Source organism: Nonomuraea sp. NPDC050451 (assembly GCF_044458585.1).
The window spans coordinates 25,127-41,025 of record NZ_JBITHZ010000048.1 but is presented as its reverse complement, the minus strand read 5'-3'; the positions used below and the strand labels follow the sequence as shown (position 1 = coordinate 41,025).

Annotated in this window: 17 protein-coding genes; 7 read left to right on the top strand and 10 right to left on the bottom strand. The window is 72.4% G+C overall.

Going from position 1 to position 15,899, the window contains the following annotated elements; genetic code table 11:
• Position 1: 1 nt before the first annotated feature.
• The 3 genes from ACIBI9_RS60180 to thrC all read right to left on the bottom strand — a co-directional run bounded on the left by ACIBI9_RS60180 (position 2) and on the right by thrC (position 3,162).
• Complete coding sequence (locus tag ACIBI9_RS60180) at positions 2-1,363, bottom strand: class I adenylate-forming enzyme family protein (protein ID WP_397236876.1); 1,362 nt, start codon at positions 1,361-1,363, stop codon at positions 2-4.
• 7 nt (positions 1,364-1,370) lie between these two features.
• Positions 1,371-1,979, bottom strand: coding sequence for a biotin transporter BioY (locus ACIBI9_RS60175; protein WP_397236874.1), 609 nt, complete (start codon positions 1,977-1,979; stop codon positions 1,371-1,373).
• A 118-nt stretch (positions 1,980-2,097) separates the two neighbouring features.
• Entirely contained in the window at positions 2,098-3,162 is a 1,065-nt protein-coding gene (gene thrC, locus ACIBI9_RS60170) for a threonine synthase (protein WP_397236872.1), read from the bottom strand.
• A gap of 64 nt (positions 3,163-3,226) precedes the next feature.
• On the opposite strand from thrC, the gene ACIBI9_RS60165 reads away from it, so the two are divergent.
• A complete protein-coding gene (locus ACIBI9_RS60165) occupies positions 3,227-4,060 on the top strand; it encodes a MurR/RpiR family transcriptional regulator (RefSeq protein WP_397236870.1) in 834 nt (277 codons plus the stop codon).
• Here ACIBI9_RS60165 and ACIBI9_RS60160 read toward each other — a convergent pair.
• The 4 genes from ACIBI9_RS60160 to ACIBI9_RS60145 all read right to left on the bottom strand — a co-directional run bounded on the left by ACIBI9_RS60160 (position 4,044) and on the right by ACIBI9_RS60145 (position 6,185).
• On the bottom strand, positions 4,044-4,583 hold the full coding sequence (locus tag ACIBI9_RS60160) for a GNAT family N-acetyltransferase (protein ID WP_397236868.1): 540 nt from the start codon (positions 4,581-4,583) through the stop codon (positions 4,044-4,046). The genes ACIBI9_RS60165 and ACIBI9_RS60160 overlap by 17 nt on opposite strands.
• Positions 4,584-4,662: 79 nt before the next feature.
• The gene (locus ACIBI9_RS60155; protein WP_397236968.1) at positions 4,663-5,220 is read right to left on the bottom strand and encodes a helix-turn-helix domain-containing protein; all 558 of its coding nucleotides are present in this window, start codon (positions 5,218-5,220) and stop codon (positions 4,663-4,665) included.
• A 36-nt stretch (positions 5,221-5,256) separates the two neighbouring features.
• On the bottom strand, positions 5,257-5,544 hold the full coding sequence (locus ACIBI9_RS60150) for a DUF6204 family protein (RefSeq protein WP_397236866.1): 288 nt from the start codon (positions 5,542-5,544) through the stop codon (positions 5,257-5,259).
• Between the two features lie 2 nt (positions 5,545-5,546).
• Positions 5,547-6,185, bottom strand: coding sequence for a TetR/AcrR family transcriptional regulator (locus ACIBI9_RS60145; RefSeq protein WP_397236864.1), 639 nt, complete (start codon positions 6,183-6,185; stop codon positions 5,547-5,549).
• Positions 6,186-6,301: 116 nt separating this feature from the next.
• Here ACIBI9_RS60145 and ACIBI9_RS60140 point away from each other — a divergent pair, with 116 nt between their 5' ends.
• A complete protein-coding gene (locus ACIBI9_RS60140) occupies positions 6,302-7,285 on the top strand; it encodes a DUF1838 family protein (RefSeq protein ID WP_397236862.1) in 984 nt (327 codons plus the stop codon).
• On the top strand, positions 7,282-8,292 hold the full coding sequence (locus ACIBI9_RS60135; RefSeq protein ID WP_397236860.1) for a nitrilase-related carbon-nitrogen hydrolase: 1,011 nt from the start codon (positions 7,282-7,284) through the stop codon (positions 8,290-8,292). The genes ACIBI9_RS60140 and ACIBI9_RS60135 overlap by 4 nt, the downstream gene beginning before the upstream one ends.
• Here ACIBI9_RS60135 and ACIBI9_RS60130 read toward each other — a convergent pair.
• Entirely contained in the window at positions 8,289-9,281 is a 993-nt protein-coding gene (locus tag ACIBI9_RS60130) for an ABC transporter substrate-binding protein (RefSeq protein WP_397236858.1), read from the bottom strand. The genes ACIBI9_RS60135 and ACIBI9_RS60130 overlap by 4 nt on opposite strands.
• Positions 9,282-9,595: 314 nt before the next feature.
• Here ACIBI9_RS60130 and ACIBI9_RS60125 point away from each other — a divergent pair, with 314 nt between their 5' ends.
• From ACIBI9_RS60125 to ACIBI9_RS60115, 3 genes are read left to right on the top strand one after another with little or no spacing between them, the layout of a single operon-like run.
• Positions 9,596-12,358, top strand: a complete 2,763-nt coding sequence (locus tag ACIBI9_RS60125; protein ID WP_397236856.1) for a nitrate- and nitrite sensing domain-containing protein — start codon at positions 9,596-9,598, stop codon at positions 12,356-12,358.
• Positions 12,355-12,753: a roadblock/LC7 domain-containing protein gene (locus ACIBI9_RS60120; RefSeq protein ID WP_394498969.1), complete on the top strand. Its 399-nt coding sequence runs from the start codon at positions 12,355-12,357 to the stop codon at positions 12,751-12,753. The genes ACIBI9_RS60125 and ACIBI9_RS60120 overlap by 4 nt, the downstream gene beginning before the upstream one ends.
• Before the next feature lie 6 nt (positions 12,754-12,759).
• Positions 12,760-13,155, top strand: a complete 396-nt coding sequence (locus ACIBI9_RS60115) for a DUF742 domain-containing protein (RefSeq protein WP_350730597.1) — start codon at positions 12,760-12,762, stop codon at positions 13,153-13,155.
• 291 nt (positions 13,156-13,446) lie between these two features.
• On the opposite strand, the gene ACIBI9_RS60110 is transcribed toward ACIBI9_RS60115, so the two are convergent.
• Positions 13,447-13,812, bottom strand: coding sequence for a YybH family protein (locus ACIBI9_RS60110; protein ID WP_397236854.1), 366 nt, complete (start codon positions 13,810-13,812; stop codon positions 13,447-13,449).
• 70 nt (positions 13,813-13,882) lie between these two features.
• Here ACIBI9_RS60110 and ACIBI9_RS60105 point away from each other — a divergent pair, with 70 nt between their 5' ends.
• Positions 13,883-14,767, top strand: a complete 885-nt coding sequence (locus tag ACIBI9_RS60105; protein ID WP_397236852.1) for a LysR family transcriptional regulator — start codon at positions 13,883-13,885, stop codon at positions 14,765-14,767.
• Here the strand turns inward: ACIBI9_RS60105 and ACIBI9_RS60100 are convergent.
• Positions 14,764-15,834: an FAD-dependent oxidoreductase gene (locus tag ACIBI9_RS60100; protein ID WP_397236850.1), complete on the bottom strand. Its 1,071-nt coding sequence runs from the start codon at positions 15,832-15,834 to the stop codon at positions 14,764-14,766. The two genes, ACIBI9_RS60105 and ACIBI9_RS60100, sit on opposite strands and share 4 nt — an antisense overlap.
• Positions 15,835-15,899: the final 65 nt, after the last annotated feature.

Below are 15,899 nucleotides of genomic sequence, written 5' to 3'. Positions count from 1 at the left end.
GTCAGATCAGCCGCCGGATGTCGGGGTCGCCGCCCGCCAGCCGGGCCGCGACCAGGGCGCGGGCGGGCTTGCCCGCCTGGGTGCGCGGCAGGCTGGGCACCGCGTACCAGCGGCGTGGCCGCTGGGCCTCGTCCAGGCCGCCCCTGGCCGTCGCCTCGAGCAGCGCGCGTGGCGGCGGCGTGGCGCACTCCGCCTCGATGACCGCCGTGACCACGGCACCCAGCGACGGATGCGGCGAGCCGATCACGACGATGTCCCCCACGCCGGGCACCTTCCTGAGCACCTCCTCGACGTCCTCGGGCACGACGGTGGCGCCCCCGGTCTGGATCGCGCCGTCACCCCGGCCGCGTACCCGCAGCATCTCTCCTACCCGGTACGGCTCCGCCACGTCTCCCACGCTCGCCCAACCGTCAGCGTCCCGGCGCAACGGGCCCGCTGCGTCGCCCAGATATCCCTCGGCCAGCCACGGCGAACGCGCCCACACCTCGCCGAGCCCGCGAGCCCGCCTGACCTCGATCTCGACGCCCGGAAAAGGGCGCAACCCGCCCCCGTCGGCGTTCACCGCCACGAACGACAGCTCCGTCGCCCCGTAATAGGACACGACCCGGATCCCCGCCCGGACGGCCGCCGCCCGCGTGCCGGGGTCGAGGGCAGCACCGCCGACGACGGCCACGCGCAGCGCCCCCGGGTGCTCCAGCAGGTCAGGCAGCCGGTGCGGCACCAGGTGCACGACCGTGGCCCTGTCCAGCAGGCCGGGCAGGGCGCGGGAGGGCCGGCGGCCGGGAAGGAGGGCCGTCGCCCCGGTGGCCAGGGTGTGGACGGCGGCGAAGGCGTACAGGCTGGAGACGAGGGGACCCGGGATCAGCACGACGTCGTCCGGGCCGATCCCGGCCAGCTCGCCGAGGTGCGGGAACGACTCCGTCCACGACGCGCGGGTGCGTACGACGGCGCGCGGCCGGCCGGTGCTGCCCGAGCTGAAACACGCCCACGCCCGATCCCCGGGCTCCGGATCGTGCCGGACCGCCGGACCCGCCGCCCCGGGCAGCGGCGCGTCCACGTAGCAGCCGGGCCCGGCCGCCGCGGTGACGCTCGACCACCGCTCCCGCCCCCAGGCGGGGTCGCCCACCAGCGGCGTCGCGCCCGCCAGGTCGGCGGCGAGGACGGCGGTGAGCAGCTCGACGGGGTCCGCCAGGCCGATCGCGACCAGTGCGCCCGGGCCGATCCCGCGGCCGAGCAGGTGGCGGGCGGCGCCGTGGATCCGTTCGGCGAACCGGGCGTAGGTGAGCTCGCCCTGGGGGCCGCACACCGCCGGGCGCGAAGGGCGCTCGGCGGCGTGCCGCATCACGTGTTGTGCTACGGGCATCGAGCGGTCAACGCCCTTCGCCGGAGCGCAGCCGTTCGCGGTGCACGGCCGGGACCGCGTCCGGGTAGGCCCGCTGCGTGCCCCTGGCCACGACGGACGCCAGCAGCACCTTGATCAGGTCGCCGGGCAGGAAGACGAGGCTGGACACCGCCGTCGCGCCCAGGGACACCCCCGTGACGAGCGACTGGACGGGGATGCCGAACAGGTAGATCACCCCGATCCCGCCCACCAGGCACGCCACCATCAGCGGGAAGATCCCCGGGTTGCGGCCCGCGCGCTCGACGAGCCAGCCGGTCACCGCCGCGCCGGGGATCCAGCCGATCAGGTATCCGGCCGACGGCAGGGCGAACACGCCGAGGCCGCCGCGCCCGCCCGCCAGCAGCGGCAGGCCGGCCGCGACGAGCACGAGCAGCACCACCACGGCCAGCGCGGCCCGCCACGTGCCGAGGATCGCCCCCGCCAGCATCACGCCCAGCGTCTGGAGCGTGATCGGGACCGCGTTGCCGAACAGGTTGAGCGAGCCGGGCACGCCCAGCACCGCGATCAGCGCCGCGAACACGGCCACCCGCGCCAGGTCGCCCGTGGGGAACCCGCGCCGCTTCGATGCATCCATCATGGGGTCGATCCCACACCAGATCCGCACGCTTCAGGCATGGAGAGATCCCACAACTTTCCGGGTGTTCCTCTGCGACCGATCGATACCCTCTCCACAACTGCGGCTCCACAACTCCCAGTCAGGCCGCCAGGCGGAGGGCCCGGGCCACGTCGGAGGCGGACGAGGAGGTCTCCGTCGAGGAGTAGCCGCCGCGCAGGGAGGCGTCCAGGTCCTTCAGGCCGTTGCCGCTGAGCGTGATCACGATCCGCAGGCCCGGCTCCAGCAGGCCCCGCTCGTGCCGGTCGATCAGGCCCGCGACCCCGGCCGCCGACGCGGGCTCGGCGAAGACGCCGTCGCGGCGGGCCAGCAACCGGTACGCGGCGAAGATCTGCTCGTCGGTCACCGCCTCGATCAGCCCGCCGGACTCGTCGCGGGCGGCCACGGCGCCGTCCCAGGTGGCCGGGTTGCCCACGCTGATGGCGGTGGCCGCCGTCTGCGGAGCCGGCACGGGAGCGCCGTGGACGAGCGGGGCCGCCCCGGCCGCCTGGAAGCCCCACATGCGCGGCAGCCGGCCGACCAGGCCCGCGCCGTGGTAGTTGCGGTAGCCGCCCCAGGTGGCGGTGATGTTGCCGCCGTTGCCGACCGGCAGGCAGTGCACGTCGGGGGCCTCGCCGAGGGCGTCCACGATCTCGTAGGCGACCGTGCGCTGCCCGGCCAGGCGCAGCTCGTTGCCGACCGAGTTGACCAGCGCGATCGGGTGGTGGGCGGCCAGCTCGCGGGCCACGCGCAGGCAGTCGTCGAAGTTGCCGTCGATCTCGACGATCTCGGCGCCGTAGCGTACGGCCTGGCTCAGCTTGCCGAGCGCGATCCGTCCCTTGGGAACCAGCACGGCGGCCGTCACCCCGGCGCGGGCGGCGTAGGCGGCGGCCGAGGCGCTGGTGTTGCCGGTGGAGGCGCAGATGACGGCCTGCGCGCCGGCCTCGGCGGCCTTGCTGATCGCCACCGTCATCCCGCGGTCCTTGAACGAGCCCGTCGGGTTGGCGCCCTCGACCTTCAGCCAGACCTCGCACCCGGTGAGCTCCGACAGGTGCGCGGAGCGCAGGAGCGGCGTGTTGCCCTCGTTGAGCGAGATGGAGGGGGTGTCGGCGGTGACCGGCAGCCAGCGCCGGTAGTCGCTGTCGATCAGGCCATGCCAGGTTCTCATACCCGGAACCGTAACATTCGTTTCGTAAGGATGGGTAGCCGGGCATGATGTAACATTTGTCATTGTGGAGAACGATCCGGTGGCCGGCCGCCTCAGCGCCGTCTATCCCGAGCTGCCGCCCGGGGAGCGGGCGATCGTGCGGGTGCTGCTCGACGACTATCCGTTCGCGGCGCTGGGCTCGCTGCGGGCGCTGGCCGAGCGCGCCGGGGTGAGCCCGCCCACGGCGTCGCGGCTGTTCGACCGGCTGGGGTACGGCGGGTTCGCCGACTTCCAGGCCGCGGTGCGTGACGGGGCGCGGGACCGGTCGCGGCTGCTGGAGTTCGTCACGCGGGCGCCCGACGCCCCCGCCACCAGTCCCGAGCTGCGGCAGGCCGCCGAGGACCTGCGCGCGGGGCTGGACGGCACGCTCGCCGCCGCCACGGACCCGCTCCTCGACGCGTCCGCGGCCCTGCTCGCCGAGGCCAGGACGGTGTGGGCGCTGGGCGGGCCGCTGAGCGAGCTGGCCGCGGAATATCTGATCCGCCAGCTGGCCAGCCTGCGGCCCGGCGCGCACCGGGTGCCCGACTCCGCGCAGGCCCGGGCGCGTACCGTGCTGGATCTGAAGGGGTCCGACGTGGTGGTGGCGTACGACTTCCGGCGCTACTCCTCCGGCACCGCCCGCTTCGCCAAAGCCGCGCGCGCCCGGGGCGCGCGGCTGGTGCTCGTCACCGACGCGTGGGAGTCGCCGCTGGCCGCGGAAGCGGAGGTGCTGATCAGGCTGCCGCGCGAGGCCGCCGGGCCGATCGCGCCGCTCGCCCACGAGATCGCCGTCACCGAGCTGCTGCTCGTCGCCACGGCCGCCCGCCTGGCGCCCGCCGAGCGGCTGGCCGACCTCGACGCGCTCACCCAGACGCTGTGAGGCGCTTGTAGAAGAAGCTGCAATCCTGGAGCGTGCCGTCAGGGGATCCGGCGTAGTCGGGGACGATGCCGTAGCGGGTCCAGCCGCCGGTGAGGTAGACGTGCTCGGCGGTGCTGCCGGTCTCGGTGTCCAGGATCAGCAGGTTTGCCCCGGCGTCGAGGGCGGCCTGCTCGGCGGTGGCCAGCAGGGCGCGTGACAGGCCCCGGCCCCGGGCGTCGCGGTGGACCATCAGCTTGACGATCTCGGCGCGGTGGCGGGCGTTCGGCTTGCTCACCAGGGCCAGGCTGATGGTGCCGGTGACGGAGCTCCCCTCGCGGCTCACCCACACCAGGAGGCGGCCGTCGGCCACCGCCGGAGCCTGGGCGCGCCACCAGGCGGCGGCCTCCTCGTGGCCGAACGGTGCCAGGAAGCCCACGGACGCGCCGCCGTCCACGGCGTCGACCAGCAGGCCCGCCAGCTCCTTGACGTCGGCGTCGAAGTCGTCGGCGGTCAGGCGCTCGATGGCGTGCATGAAATTCCTCATCTCGAGGTCCTTCGGGGAGGAAGAGGCGCCTGCCGGTGGCGGCGGCCCTGGTGGGCGGGGTGAGCCGGGCGGGTGGGTGTCATGGGAGGACCACCAGGAGGGCGTACCGGACCGGGTCGGGGCCGGGGCAGCGGAAGCGGGACGGCCCCCACAGGCGGAAGCGCAGGCAGTCGCCCGGCTCCACGGTGTGCGTGTGACCGTTGGCGGTGATCTCCACGACTCCCTCCAGCACCCAGATGTGCTGCTCGAGCCCGGGCACCGGTGGCGCGTCGTACGAGATGTCCGCCCCCGGCCGCAGCCTGCCCTCCACGACCTCGCCCCGCATCCCGGGGTGGGGCGGCGACACCGAACGCCGGACGAACCCGGACTCCTGATCCCGGAACACCGCCTGCGCCCCCGCCCGTACGAGCTGCGGCGGCTCGGACTCCACCTCGGCCAGCAGCCGCGACATCGTGCGCCCGTAGACGGCGCACAGCCTGCCCAGCAGGGCGGCGGTCGGGCTGATCTCGCCCCGCTCGAGCCGCGACAGCGTCGAGCGGCTGATCCCCGACCGGCTCGCCAGCTCCTCCAGCGACCAGCCCTGCTCGACGCGCAGCTCCGCGAGCCGTCCGGCGAGCCGGACCTCGACCTCCTCCATCTGTCTCACATAAGAGAATATATCCCAAATCTGAGATCAGCGGCGACGGCGGACCTTGATGTCACGCATGTCGGTCACCGCGAGCTGCAGGATCTCGTGCGGATGCCCGTGCGCCTCCAGCGCCGCCATCGCCCCCAGTGCCGCCTCGTCCTCGCCGTCGTCGGGCCCGGCGGGCACCTGGCAGCGGAAGGTGAACGCCGTGACGCTCGCGTCATGGGTGAAGGTCCCGGCCTCGGTGTACGCCGCATCGCTCACCGCCAGCACGGCGGCCCGCCCGGCGTCGTCGAGCTCCTTGAACTTGCCCCTGATCGTCACCCTGAACACGGTCATCCCTTTCGTACGGCATAGGCCAGGACACGCTCGCCCAGCAGCCCTTCTGCGACATCCATCAGCTCCAGCACGGCGGCGGCGATGGCATCGGGCGACTCGGCCGCGACCGTCCGCCGGCCGATCTCGGCGTAGACCAGCGCGTGCAGGCACCCGATGTGCCAGGCCGCCACGCGCGGCAGCGGATCGCCCTCGGCCGCCCCGGTCTCCTCGGCCAGCACGACGGCCAGCTCGTCGGTCATCCGGCGGCCGAGGTCCTCCAGCCGGGCGGCCAGCGTGGGCGCGGCCCGCATCATCTCCAGCACCGGCCCGAACCCCTTTGTCAGCCCCACCCGGCGCTCGCGCCCGCGCACCTCCTCGCGCAGCCGCGCCAGCACCGCCCCGGCCGCCGACTGACCGGGCGGGCGCGCCCGCACGATGTCGGCCAGCCGGTGCGGCGAGGCCTCCTCCGGCGGCAGGACGAGGTCCTCCTTGGCCGGGAAGTAGTTGTAGACGGTGTTCACCGACACCTCGGCGGCCGCCGCGACCTCGGCGATCGTGACGTGCTCGAAGCCGCGCTCCACGAACAGGCCGATGGCCACGTCGCCGATGCGCTGCCGCGTCTGCCGCTTCTTCCGCTCCCGGAGCCCCTCCGCCATGCTTGGAGTCTACTCCAAATTTAGAGTCCATTGCAGTTTTCTGCGGGCGATGGACAGCGCCGCGCGCGACATGATCACATTGGGCTCCCTACTTGCCCAAGTGTTCGGAGTGACCCATGGTCAAGCGCAAGTTCATCCGGGTTTTAGCCCTTGCCGCCCTCTTTCTGAGCGTGACCGCTCCCGGTGCTGTGGCCGACGACAAGCCCGCCGACCCGACATATCCGGGACCGGTCTACAAGACGGTCACCGATCGGAACGGCCTGCTCTCGCTCCAGACTTTCGGCCGTCCCGACGGCAAGGACATGGTCTTCCGGATCTCCGGCAGCGTGTACGCCAACATCGAGGGCAACAGCCTGGACCCGGCGATGCGGCACGGCCAGAAGCTGTTCAACATCGAGGGTTACAACATCAGGCGGCTGTACCGGGTGCCGGACACGACGCAGCTCTACCAGCTCTCCCGTGAGATCGTCTTCTACACCGACCCAGCCGACCCCACGCGGATCCTGCGGGAATGGAAGAACCCGATCGACCAGAAGACCTATCCGGTCATCCCCATCAACAACGACGCGGTTAACTTCGGCCCGTTCAACATCACCTCCTCCTACGTGGGCCCGGCGGTGACCCAGTTGCATGATGAGAACGTGTGGACCAGTGACATCCCGGTACGCGCCGACTTCGGCACCGCGCTCGGCGAGCGGTTCGGCCTGGTGGGCGGCGTGTACGCGGCCCAGGAGATGTTCGACTTCTCCGTGGACGAGCGCGAGGTGGCCGCCAGGACCGTCGCGGGCACCGTCCCCTCCGGGGCCATGAAGACGAAGATCAGCTGGGCGCGTACGAGCCCGTGGACGCCGTTCATGTGCCTGGCCGAGAGCGACGTACGCGGCCAGCTCACCTACCACGCCCGCAGCTGGTCGCTGAACTCCTACGCCGAGATCGAGCCCTGGCTGCGCGCCGAGGTCGAGGCGAACCACCCGCTCTTCAAGGCCGCCCCCACCGCGCCCGGCGCCAGCGAGAACTCCTGGAGCTCCTTCTACAACAAGCAGCTCGGCAAGGGCGCCACCACCTGGTCGGCCTGGTGCGCGGCCAACGGGCACTCATGACCGCCTGCACGGCCCTGGCTCTCCAGATGGAGACCAGGGCCGTCAACGCCGCCGCCGACCCGAGGGCCGCCATCCGCGCCGCCATCGAGCGGATCGCCGAGCAGGTCGGCGGTAGCAAGGCGTGGCTCGGTCGCGATCTGCGCCTGGTGGTGCTGCCCGAGTACGTGCTGACCGGCTTCCCGATGCGCGAGAGCTTCGCCGAGTGGCGCGACAGGGCCGCGCTCGACCCCGGCGGCCCGGAGTACGAGGCGCTGGCCGGGATCGCCGCCCGGCACGACGTCTACCTGTGCGTGAACGCCTACGAGCGCGACGAGCACTTCCCCGAGCTGTACTTCCAGGCGTCGGTGATCCTCTCTCCGCAGGGTGTGCCGGTCCTGCGCTACCGCAGGCTGCACTCGATGTTCACGCCGAGCCCGTACGACGTCTGGGAGCGCTACCTGGAGGTCTACGGCATCGACGGGGTGCTGCCGGTGGCCCGCACCGAGATCGGCAACCTGGCGGTGCTGGCCTCGGAGGAGATCCTCATGCCCGAGCTGGCCCGCGCGCTGGCCCTGCGCGGCGCCGAGGTCTTCTGCCACCCCACGTCCGAGGCCTCCTCACCGGCGCTGACCCCGAAGGCGATCGCCCGCCGCGCCAGGGCCGTCGAGAACCTCGCCTACGTGGTCTCCGCCAACAGCGGCGGCCTGAGGGGCATCCCGATCCCCGGCGACTCCACCAACGGCGGCTCGGAGGTGCTCGACCACCAGGGACGCGTGCTCGCGCAGGCGGGCGCGGGCGAGTCGCTGGTGGCCGCCGCCGAGCTGGACGTGGGCGCGCTGCGCCGGCTGCGCCGGCGGCCCGGCATGGGCAACCTGCCGAGCAGGGTGAAGACCGGGCTGTGGGCCGAGGAGTACGCCAGGCACGACGGGGAGCGGCCCGGCGGGCTGTCGCAGGGCGCGCGCGATCGGGCCTGGTTCGCCGCCCGGCAGCTCGAGGCGATCGAGCGCCTGTACGGCCCCGGCGACTAACCGGGTTGGGAAACGGGTTCGGGGACGACCATGGAGGCCACGTCCACCTTGGACTTCAGGTAGCCGAACTCGTACATCAGGTCGGCCACCCGCTGGATCCGCTTGGGGTTGAGGGAGGTCGGGAAGGTGCCCATCGCCATGGTCATCACCGCCTGCTTGGGCGTCTGCGTGTAGAGCGGGACGACCTCGGCCAGCTCGGCGCGGTTGGTGGCGGCCAGGCGCTGAGCCTTCGCGACCGCGCGCTGGAAGGCGGCGGCGGTCTTGGGGTGCTTGCTCACCCACTCCGCCGTGCCGGCCCAGCCGTCGATCGGCAGCGCGTCGGTCGGGCCGGTGTTGGTGTCGAGCAGCAGCCGGGCGCCCGCCTGCTGGGCGGCCGACAGGAACGGCTCCACCATCCAGGCCGCGTCCACCTTCTCGCTCGTCAGCGCGCCCAGCTGCGCCTGGAAATCGATGGCGACGAACTTCACCTGTTTCGGCGTTACTTCATGCGCCTTCAAATGGGCGCTCATGGACATGGTGCCCAGGTTGTTCAGGGAGTTGACCGCGATCGTCTTGTCCTTGAGGTCTTTGGGGGTCTGCAGCGGGGAATCCTTGCGTACCACGACGCCGGCGATGCCGGGCGCGCCCTGCAAACTGTCTGAAAGGATCTTCAATTTGGCGGCGCCGCTGTCCTGGATGTTGATCAGGGAGACGTAGCTGCCCTTGAATATGTCGATGCTGCCGTTGAGAATCTTCGGCATGACCGGCTGCGGAGCCTGGATGATCTCCGTCTTGATGGTCAGGCCCTCGGCTTTGAAGAAGCCCTTGCGATCGGCGATGAACACCGGCGCCGAGGAGGGGGTGGGGCTGACGCCGATGGTCAGCGTGGTCTTCTCCAACTCGCCCGGAGCGGCCGGGTTCGCCACGGAGCCACTGCCGCCGCCGCACCCGGCGAGGGCTGCGGCGGCCAGTAACGCCAGGAACGCCCGAAAAGCAGAACCGGATTCCATTGAGGGTTTCTCCTTGGCGAGTCCACGCATCCGAAAGGCCGCCGGTGATCGTACAGCAGGATCTGCGGCAATTGCCATGAAATGTCATGAGTCATGACTCGGCGGATCATTACGGGTTGTCCAAAAGTGTCCTATTTCTGGCGACCTTGGACAGAGAGGCGGGATTCCAGGTCAATCAGCCATTCCAATGGAAGTCACGGTCTTTGTAAGGTTGGCCTACCTCGTCGGTGTGTGCTCAAATTGCTCTTCGTCTCAGGGCGCGCGTCTCGCGCCTCGCATGCCGGCGTGCGTTTAGGCGACAGAGTGGGGAGCCAGTGACGAAGCAACCGACCGCGCGCGGCCCTCGCCCCCGATTAGCGCACGTCCGCAGGAGGCAGAAGCGGCGGCTGCGCCTGCGGGACTGGCGGGTGCGGGCGCGCCTCGTCGCCCTGATCCTCATCCCCACCGGGGTGGGCGTCATACTCGGCGCCCAGCAGGTGATCACCTCGTGGGCCGCGGCGGGCCAGTACCAGCGCGTGCTGGAGAAGGCCGAGCTGGGCGACGCCGTCATCGAGCTGACCCACCAGCTCGCCCGCGAGCGGGACCTCGCGGTCTTCTTCGTGGCCGCCGGCCGTTCGGCCACGCGCGCGGAGCCGCTGCGCCGGCAGTTCGCCCCCGTCGACGAGGCGGTCGCCGCCGTACGCGCGAAGGCCCAGGTGATCACCCCCGACCACGGGGAGAGCGCCTGGACCATCACCCAGCAGATGATCAGCCGCCTGCCGGAGATCCCCGCGACCCGCGGCATCGTGCAGTCCACCCAGTTGCTCGCGCTGCCCGCGCTGACCAAGTACTCCCAGATCATCAACGCCTTCCAGCAGTTCCACGACCAGATCGCCCAGGGCGGCGACCAGGAGGCCCTGGGCAACAGCGTCCGCGCGCTGTCGGCCCTGTCCAAGGCGCACGACGCCGCCTCGCAGCAGCGCGGCCTGCTCGCCGCGGTGGCCTCGGCGGGCCGCTTCCAGAGCGGCGAGCTCGAACGTTTCATGGCCGCACGCGCCCAGCAGGAGAGCGAGATCGCCGTGTTCAGGTCGGTGGCCACGCTGGACCAGCTGCAGACCTACGACGACACCGTCACCGGCACGCTGGTGGACCGCGCCGAGGTGATCAGGCTGCGCGCGCTGGCCCAGGTCACCGAGGGTGGCCGGGTCGATCTCGACCCGGACCGCAAGGACGACGCCGAGCGCTGGTTCGAGGCGATCAGCGGCACCGTGGACGGCATGTGGACCGTCCAGCGGCGGCTCGGCGAGTCGATCAACGTGCAGAGCCGCACGCTGCAGGACTCCGCGCGCCGCGACGCGCTGCTGGCCGCCACCTACAGCCTCCTGCTGCTGCTCGCGGTCCTGATGGTGACCGCCATCATGGCCCAGTCACTGGTCAGGCCGCTGCGCCGGCTGCGCACCGAGGCCCTGCACATCGCCGGGGTACGCCTGCCGCAGACCGTACGCTCGCTCCACGAGACCGGCGACGAGACCACCAGGGCCATCCCACCCATCGGGGTCGACTCCCTGGACGAGGTCGGCGAGGTCGCGCGGGCCTTCGACGAGGTCCACCGCGAGGCCGTCCGGCTGGCCGGCGAGGAGTCCAGGCTGCGCGCCAACGTCAACGCCATGTTCGTCAGCCTCTCCAGGCGCAGCCAGACCCTGGTGCAGCGGCAGATCAAGCTCATCGACGGGCTGGAGCGGGGCGAGCAGGACGAGCAGCGGCTGGCCAGCCTGTTCACGCTCGACCACCTGGCCACGCGCATGCGGCGCAACAACGAGAACCTGCTGCTCCTGGCCGGTCAGGAGCCTCCCAGGCGCTGGAACAAGCCGGTCAGCGTGGCCGACGTCGTACGCGCCTGCCTGTCGGAGGTGGAGAACTACGAGCGGGTCACGCCCCGGGTCGCCACCCGCAGCGCCGTCTCGGGGCAGGCGGTCAACGACATCATCCACCTGCTGGCCGAGCTGGTGGAGAACGCGCTGTCGTTCTCGCCCCAGACCACGCCCGTCGTCGTCACCGCCGCCGCCATCGAGGGCGGCGGCGCCGTCCTGTCCATCTCCGACAGCGGTATCGGCATGGTCCCCGACGAGCTCGCGCAGGCCAACGAGCGCCTGGCCCACGTGCCCACGGTGGACGTGTCGGTCTCGCGGCGCATGGGGCTGTTCGTGGTCGCCCGGCTGGCCCATCGCCACGGCATCCGGGTGCAGCTGCACCTCAACGACTCCAAGGGCCTGACCGCCACGGTGTTCCTGCCGGAGGCGCTGCTGCAGGCGCCCGCCCAGCCGACGCCCGCGGCCTCCTTCGGGCGGCCGTTCGACATCTCCGACTCCTGGGCCACCAATCCCCCGCCCGTGGTCCCGCCCCCGCGGCCGTACTCGCCGGCCATGGGCACTGGTTCGGCCGACTGGCCGTCGTTCGCCACCGATCCCGCGCCCGACCAGCCCTCAACGGGCTGGTCGGCGCCCTCCATCTGGCCGGGCATGTTCGACACGCCCGGGGCCAGGGCGCGCTTCGACCTCCTGCGCGGCGGCCCGGGCCCGCTCCCGGAAGGCCCGGCGCTCGGTGGCCCGGTCCCACAAGGCCCTGCCTTCGGTGGCGCGGTGCCGGCCCCGGACGGCAACGTCCCCGCCAGGGTGATCCCCATGGACCCGCTCGGCACGGGGCTGAGCGTCGCGTCCGTCCCCGACGACGGCTACCTGCCGATCTTCGCGGCGGTGAAGTCGGCCTGGTTCAACCACGACACCTCCGACGGCGCCTGGAGCTCCGCCCAGGCCGACGCCGGCTGGAGCGCGGCCGAGGCCGCCGCCAGCCCGGCCAACGACGGCACCACCGCCTCGGGCCTGCCCAAACGCGTGCCCAAGGCCAATCTGGTGCCCGGCAGCGCCGACACCCCCTCGGTGCCCAAGGGCGTCGCCCCCATCCCGCAGATCTCGCCCGAGCAGGTACGCGACCGCATGGCCAGCTACCAGCAGGGGTTCCGAGCGGCCCGCGACGACATCTGCATGCGCAGCATCCCTCCCTTCGATGCAGGGAGCACGACCCGCGAGGAAGGCCCATGACCCGCAGCAGCAATCTCGACTGGCTGATCACCGACTTCGTCCGGTCGGTTCCCGGCGTCGCCCACGCGGCGGTCGTCTCCTCCGACGGACTCCCGCTCGCCGTCTCGGCCGGTTTCCCGCCTGAACGCGCCGAGCAACTGGCCGCCGTCGCCTCGGGGCTGACCAGCCTGACGCAGGGCGCGGCCACGCTGTTCGAGGGCGGGCCGGTCATCCAGTCCGCCATCGAGATGCAGCGCGGGCTCATGGTGAACGTGTCCATCAGCGACGGCTCCTGCCTGACCGTGCTGGCCGCCCCGGATTGCGACATGGGCGTGGTGGCCTACCAGATGACGCTTCTGGCCGACCGGGCCGGGCAGGTGCTCACGCCCGCCCTTCGCGCCCGGCAGCCCTGGTGAGCGCGCATGACCGACCCGCCCTGGGGCGGCGGCTGGCGGCCGCCGCCCGACCCCGACGAGCAGGACCCGGATTCGCCGGTCCGGCCGTACGCCGTCACCGGCGGGCGCACCGCGCCGCGCATCAAGCTGGCGATGGAGGCCCTGGTCTGCTCCGCCGACGCGCCGCCGCACACCTTCGCCCTGATCACGCCCGAGTACGCCGCCATCAGCGAGCTGTGCCGGCAGGTCCGCTCGGTGGCCGAGGTGGCGGCGGTGCTGCAGATCCCGCTCGGGGTGGCCCGCGTGCTGATCGCCGACATGGCGGCCGAGGGCCTGCTGCACCTGTACCACCCGCGCCTGCCCGGCGGACGGCCGGAGGCCGGCCTGCTGGAACGGGTGCTCAGCGGGCTGCAGCGGCTCTGAACCCGGCGTCCGCGGGCTGACCGGGTCGCCGACTATCCGGGTATATATTCGAATATTGGGGCGGCCCGTGCGGCCTCCTCGCCAAGGCGTCCTGAGAGCCATCCCGCGAGCCGGGGTGGTCCGGCCGGCGGTGACGTCTGCCCCGCCTGGCAGCGGGGTCCGCGCCAAGGCGTCCCGCCGGCCGCGCACTGGGCGCCCTCCCGGCGGAAATTCGGCCACATCGCCGCCAGATGGCGCCCGCACGGGGGTGGGTGCCACCCTCGGGGGCGTAGTCGGTCCCGCGACCCGTTCTCAGCGGGCGGGCGGGACGAACTCGGGCTGGTCGATCACGCGCAGCCAGCTTCCGTCCGGCTGGCGGCGTACGACCTGTGCCCGCGCCCCGGCCCCGTCCCTCGGCGGGGTGGAGGTGAGCGCGATGTCACCGTGGACCAGGGTCGGCAGCGGCTGTTCGGGCTCGAAGTGCGGCCGCCCGGCCAGCACCTTCTCCCACAGCTCACGGATCGCCTCCCGGCCCACGGTCTGGCTGCCCGGCGGGTAGGCCAGCACCGCGTCCTCCTCGTACAGCGCCGCCACCCCGGCCGCGTCACCGGCGTTGGAGCGCTCGACGAACAGGCGGGTGATGTCCTCCGGCCGCATGGCCTTCTCATATTCCGTCATGGCTCCAGCCTGCCCGCGCTCGTTCCAGAAGTCCAACAGATGGTTCTCATGGAAGCTAGAATCTCCAGTTATGGAACTGAGGCAGCTGGAGTACTTCGTCGCGGTCGCCGAGGAGCAGAACTTCACCCGGGCCGCCGAGCGGGTGCACATCAGCCAGTCCGGCGTCAGCGCCCAGATCCGCCAGCTCGAGCGGGAGCTCGGCGCCGAGCTGTTCGACCGCTCGGGCCGCACCGCCACGCTGACCGTCGCGGGCCGGGCGGCGCTCGATCACGCCCGGGCCGCGCTCGCGGCGGCGGGGGCGGTCAGCGAGGCGGTGGGCGAGGTGACCGACCTGATCCGGGGGCGGCTCACGATCGGGATGGTGATCGGCTGCACGGTCACGCCGCTGTTCGACGCGCTGGCCGCCTTCCACCGGGCGCATCCCGGCGTGGAGCTCTCCCTGCTGGAGGACAACTCGGACCGGCTCATCGACGGGGTCCGCGCCGGCACGATCGACCTGGCCCTCGTGGGCACGGCCACCGACGCCCTCGACGGGCTGGAGGCGCTCACGATCATCAGCGAGCGCCTCGTCGTGGCCGTCCCGCCCGGCCACCCCCTGGCCGAGCTCCCCCAGGTCGGCCTGCGCGACCTGGAGGCGTACCCGATCGCGTGCATGCCGCCCGGCACGGGGCTGCGCGCCGTGTTCGACCAGGCCTGCGCCGCGCGGGGCCGCAGGCCCGTGATCGCTCTGCAGGCCAGCGCCGCCGACGCCATCGCCGATCTCGCCGCCCGCGGCGTCGCCGTCGGCGTCCTCAGCGACTCCATGGCCGCCCGCCACCCCGACCGGCTCGTCGCCCGCCCCATCGCCGACGCCGAGGCGCCCGCCCTGCTGGCGCTGGTCTGGCGCACCGGCCACGGCCCGGCCGTGCGGGAGCTCCTGGCCCGCGGCCGCCAGGCCTTCGCGGTCAGCCCCTAAAACTCGCTGAAGAGACGCAGGGCACCCTTGACGCCCTCCGGGGAGAAGAGGGCGTCGAGGCCGTCCGTGGCGAAGCGGGCCAGGCGCGCCGCACGGGGGAACATGGCGCTCTCGTAGGCGCGGACCGCCGCGTCCACGTCGGACTCGCCGGCCAGGGCGTCGGCCAGCTCGGCGCCCTCGAGCATGGCGAGGTTGGCGCCCACGCCCAGCGGCGGCATCAGGTGGGCGGCATCGCCCAGCAGCGTGCGGCCCGGGGTGTGCGGCCAGGAATGGCCGACGGGCAGCGTGAACAGCGGGCGGGTCTCGAACGGCTCGTCGGCCTCCAGCAGGAGCGCGCGTACGCTCTCCGCCCAGCCGTCGAACATCGACAGCACCTCGGAGACGGGCCGGCCCTGAGGGCCGCGGTAGGCGGCGTAGACGCGGATGCGGCCGTTGCTGTTGCGCTGGGCGACCACGGCCTTGTTGGGACCGTAGGCCGACATGCTGCCGTTGCCGACCAGGCGCGCCAGCTCGGGGTGGCGGGCCTCCTCGAAGCCGGTCTCGACGTGGCTGACGCCGGTGTAGGCGGGCGTCACCTCCGACAGGCTGGAACGCACTCGGGACCAGGCGCCGTCCGCGCCCACGACCAGGTCGAACTCCTCGCTGGAGCCGTCGCGGAAGAGCACGCTCCGCCCGGCGGCCCCCTCCACACCGCGGCCCCAGCGGATGGTGCCGTCGGCGAGCGAGTCGATGAGCAGGCCGCGCAGCTGCCCCCGGTCGATCTCCGGCATGCTCTCGTCGCCGTCGGCGGGCTGCTCGTGGTGGAGCAGGGTCCCGTCCTCGTCGAGGATCCGCCTCTCCTGCCCTTCCCGCCGGGCCAGCGCGCGGAACTCGTCGAGCAGCCCGGCCTTGGCCAGCGCGGTCTGCCCGGAGCCCGTGTGCATGTCGAGGGTGCCGCCTTGGGAGCGGGAATCGGGTGACGGCTCGCGTTCGAAGACGGTGACGGGCAGGCCGTGGAGCTGCAGGACGCGGGCGAGGGTGAGGCCGCCGAGCCCGGCTCCGACGACGGCGATGCGGGGAGAGGTCATGACACGATCCCTTCGATACAGTGTATTGGTCGATACGCTGTATCAACGATAGACGGTGTAGTCTC

Coding starts and splice junctions, on each gene's coding strand:
- ACIBI9_RS60180 (WP_397236876.1), bottom strand. CDS start 1,363: ATGCCCGTAGCACAACACGTGATGCGGCACGCCGCCGAGCGCCCTTCG.
- ACIBI9_RS60175 (WP_397236874.1), bottom strand. CDS start 1,979: ATGATGGATGCATCGAAGCGGCGCGGGTTCCCCACGGGCGACCTGGCG.
- thrC (WP_397236872.1), bottom strand. CDS start 3,162: ATGAGAACCTGGCATGGCCTGATCGACAGCGACTACCGGCGCTGGCTG.
- ACIBI9_RS60160 (WP_397236868.1), bottom strand. CDS start 4,583: ATGAGGAATTTCATGCACGCCATCGAGCGCCTGACCGCCGACGACTTC.
- ACIBI9_RS60155 (WP_397236968.1), bottom strand. CDS start 5,220: ATGGAGGAGGTCGAGGTCCGGCTCGCCGGACGGCTCGCGGAGCTGCGC.
- ACIBI9_RS60145 (WP_397236864.1), bottom strand. CDS start 6,185: ATGGCGGAGGGGCTCCGGGAGCGGAAGAAGCGGCAGACGCGGCAGCGC.
- ACIBI9_RS60140 (WP_397236862.1), top strand. CDS start 6,302: ATGGTCAAGCGCAAGTTCATCCGGGTTTTAGCCCTTGCCGCCCTCTTT.
- ACIBI9_RS60135 (WP_397236860.1), top strand. CDS start 7,282: ATGACCGCCTGCACGGCCCTGGCTCTCCAGATGGAGACCAGGGCCGTC.
- ACIBI9_RS60130 (WP_397236858.1), bottom strand. CDS start 9,281: ATGGAATCCGGTTCTGCTTTTCGGGCGTTCCTGGCGTTACTGGCCGCC.
- ACIBI9_RS60120 (WP_394498969.1), top strand. CDS start 12,355: ATGACCCGCAGCAGCAATCTCGACTGGCTGATCACCGACTTCGTCCGG.
- ACIBI9_RS60115 (WP_350730597.1), top strand. CDS start 12,760: ATGACCGACCCGCCCTGGGGCGGCGGCTGGCGGCCGCCGCCCGACCCC.
- ACIBI9_RS60110 (WP_397236854.1), bottom strand. CDS start 13,812: ATGACGGAATATGAGAAGGCCATGCGGCCGGAGGACATCACCCGCCTG.
- ACIBI9_RS60105 (WP_397236852.1), top strand. CDS start 13,883: ATGGAACTGAGGCAGCTGGAGTACTTCGTCGCGGTCGCCGAGGAGCAG.
- ACIBI9_RS60100 (WP_397236850.1), bottom strand. CDS start 15,834: ATGACCTCTCCCCGCATCGCCGTCGTCGGAGCCGGGCTCGGCGGCCTC.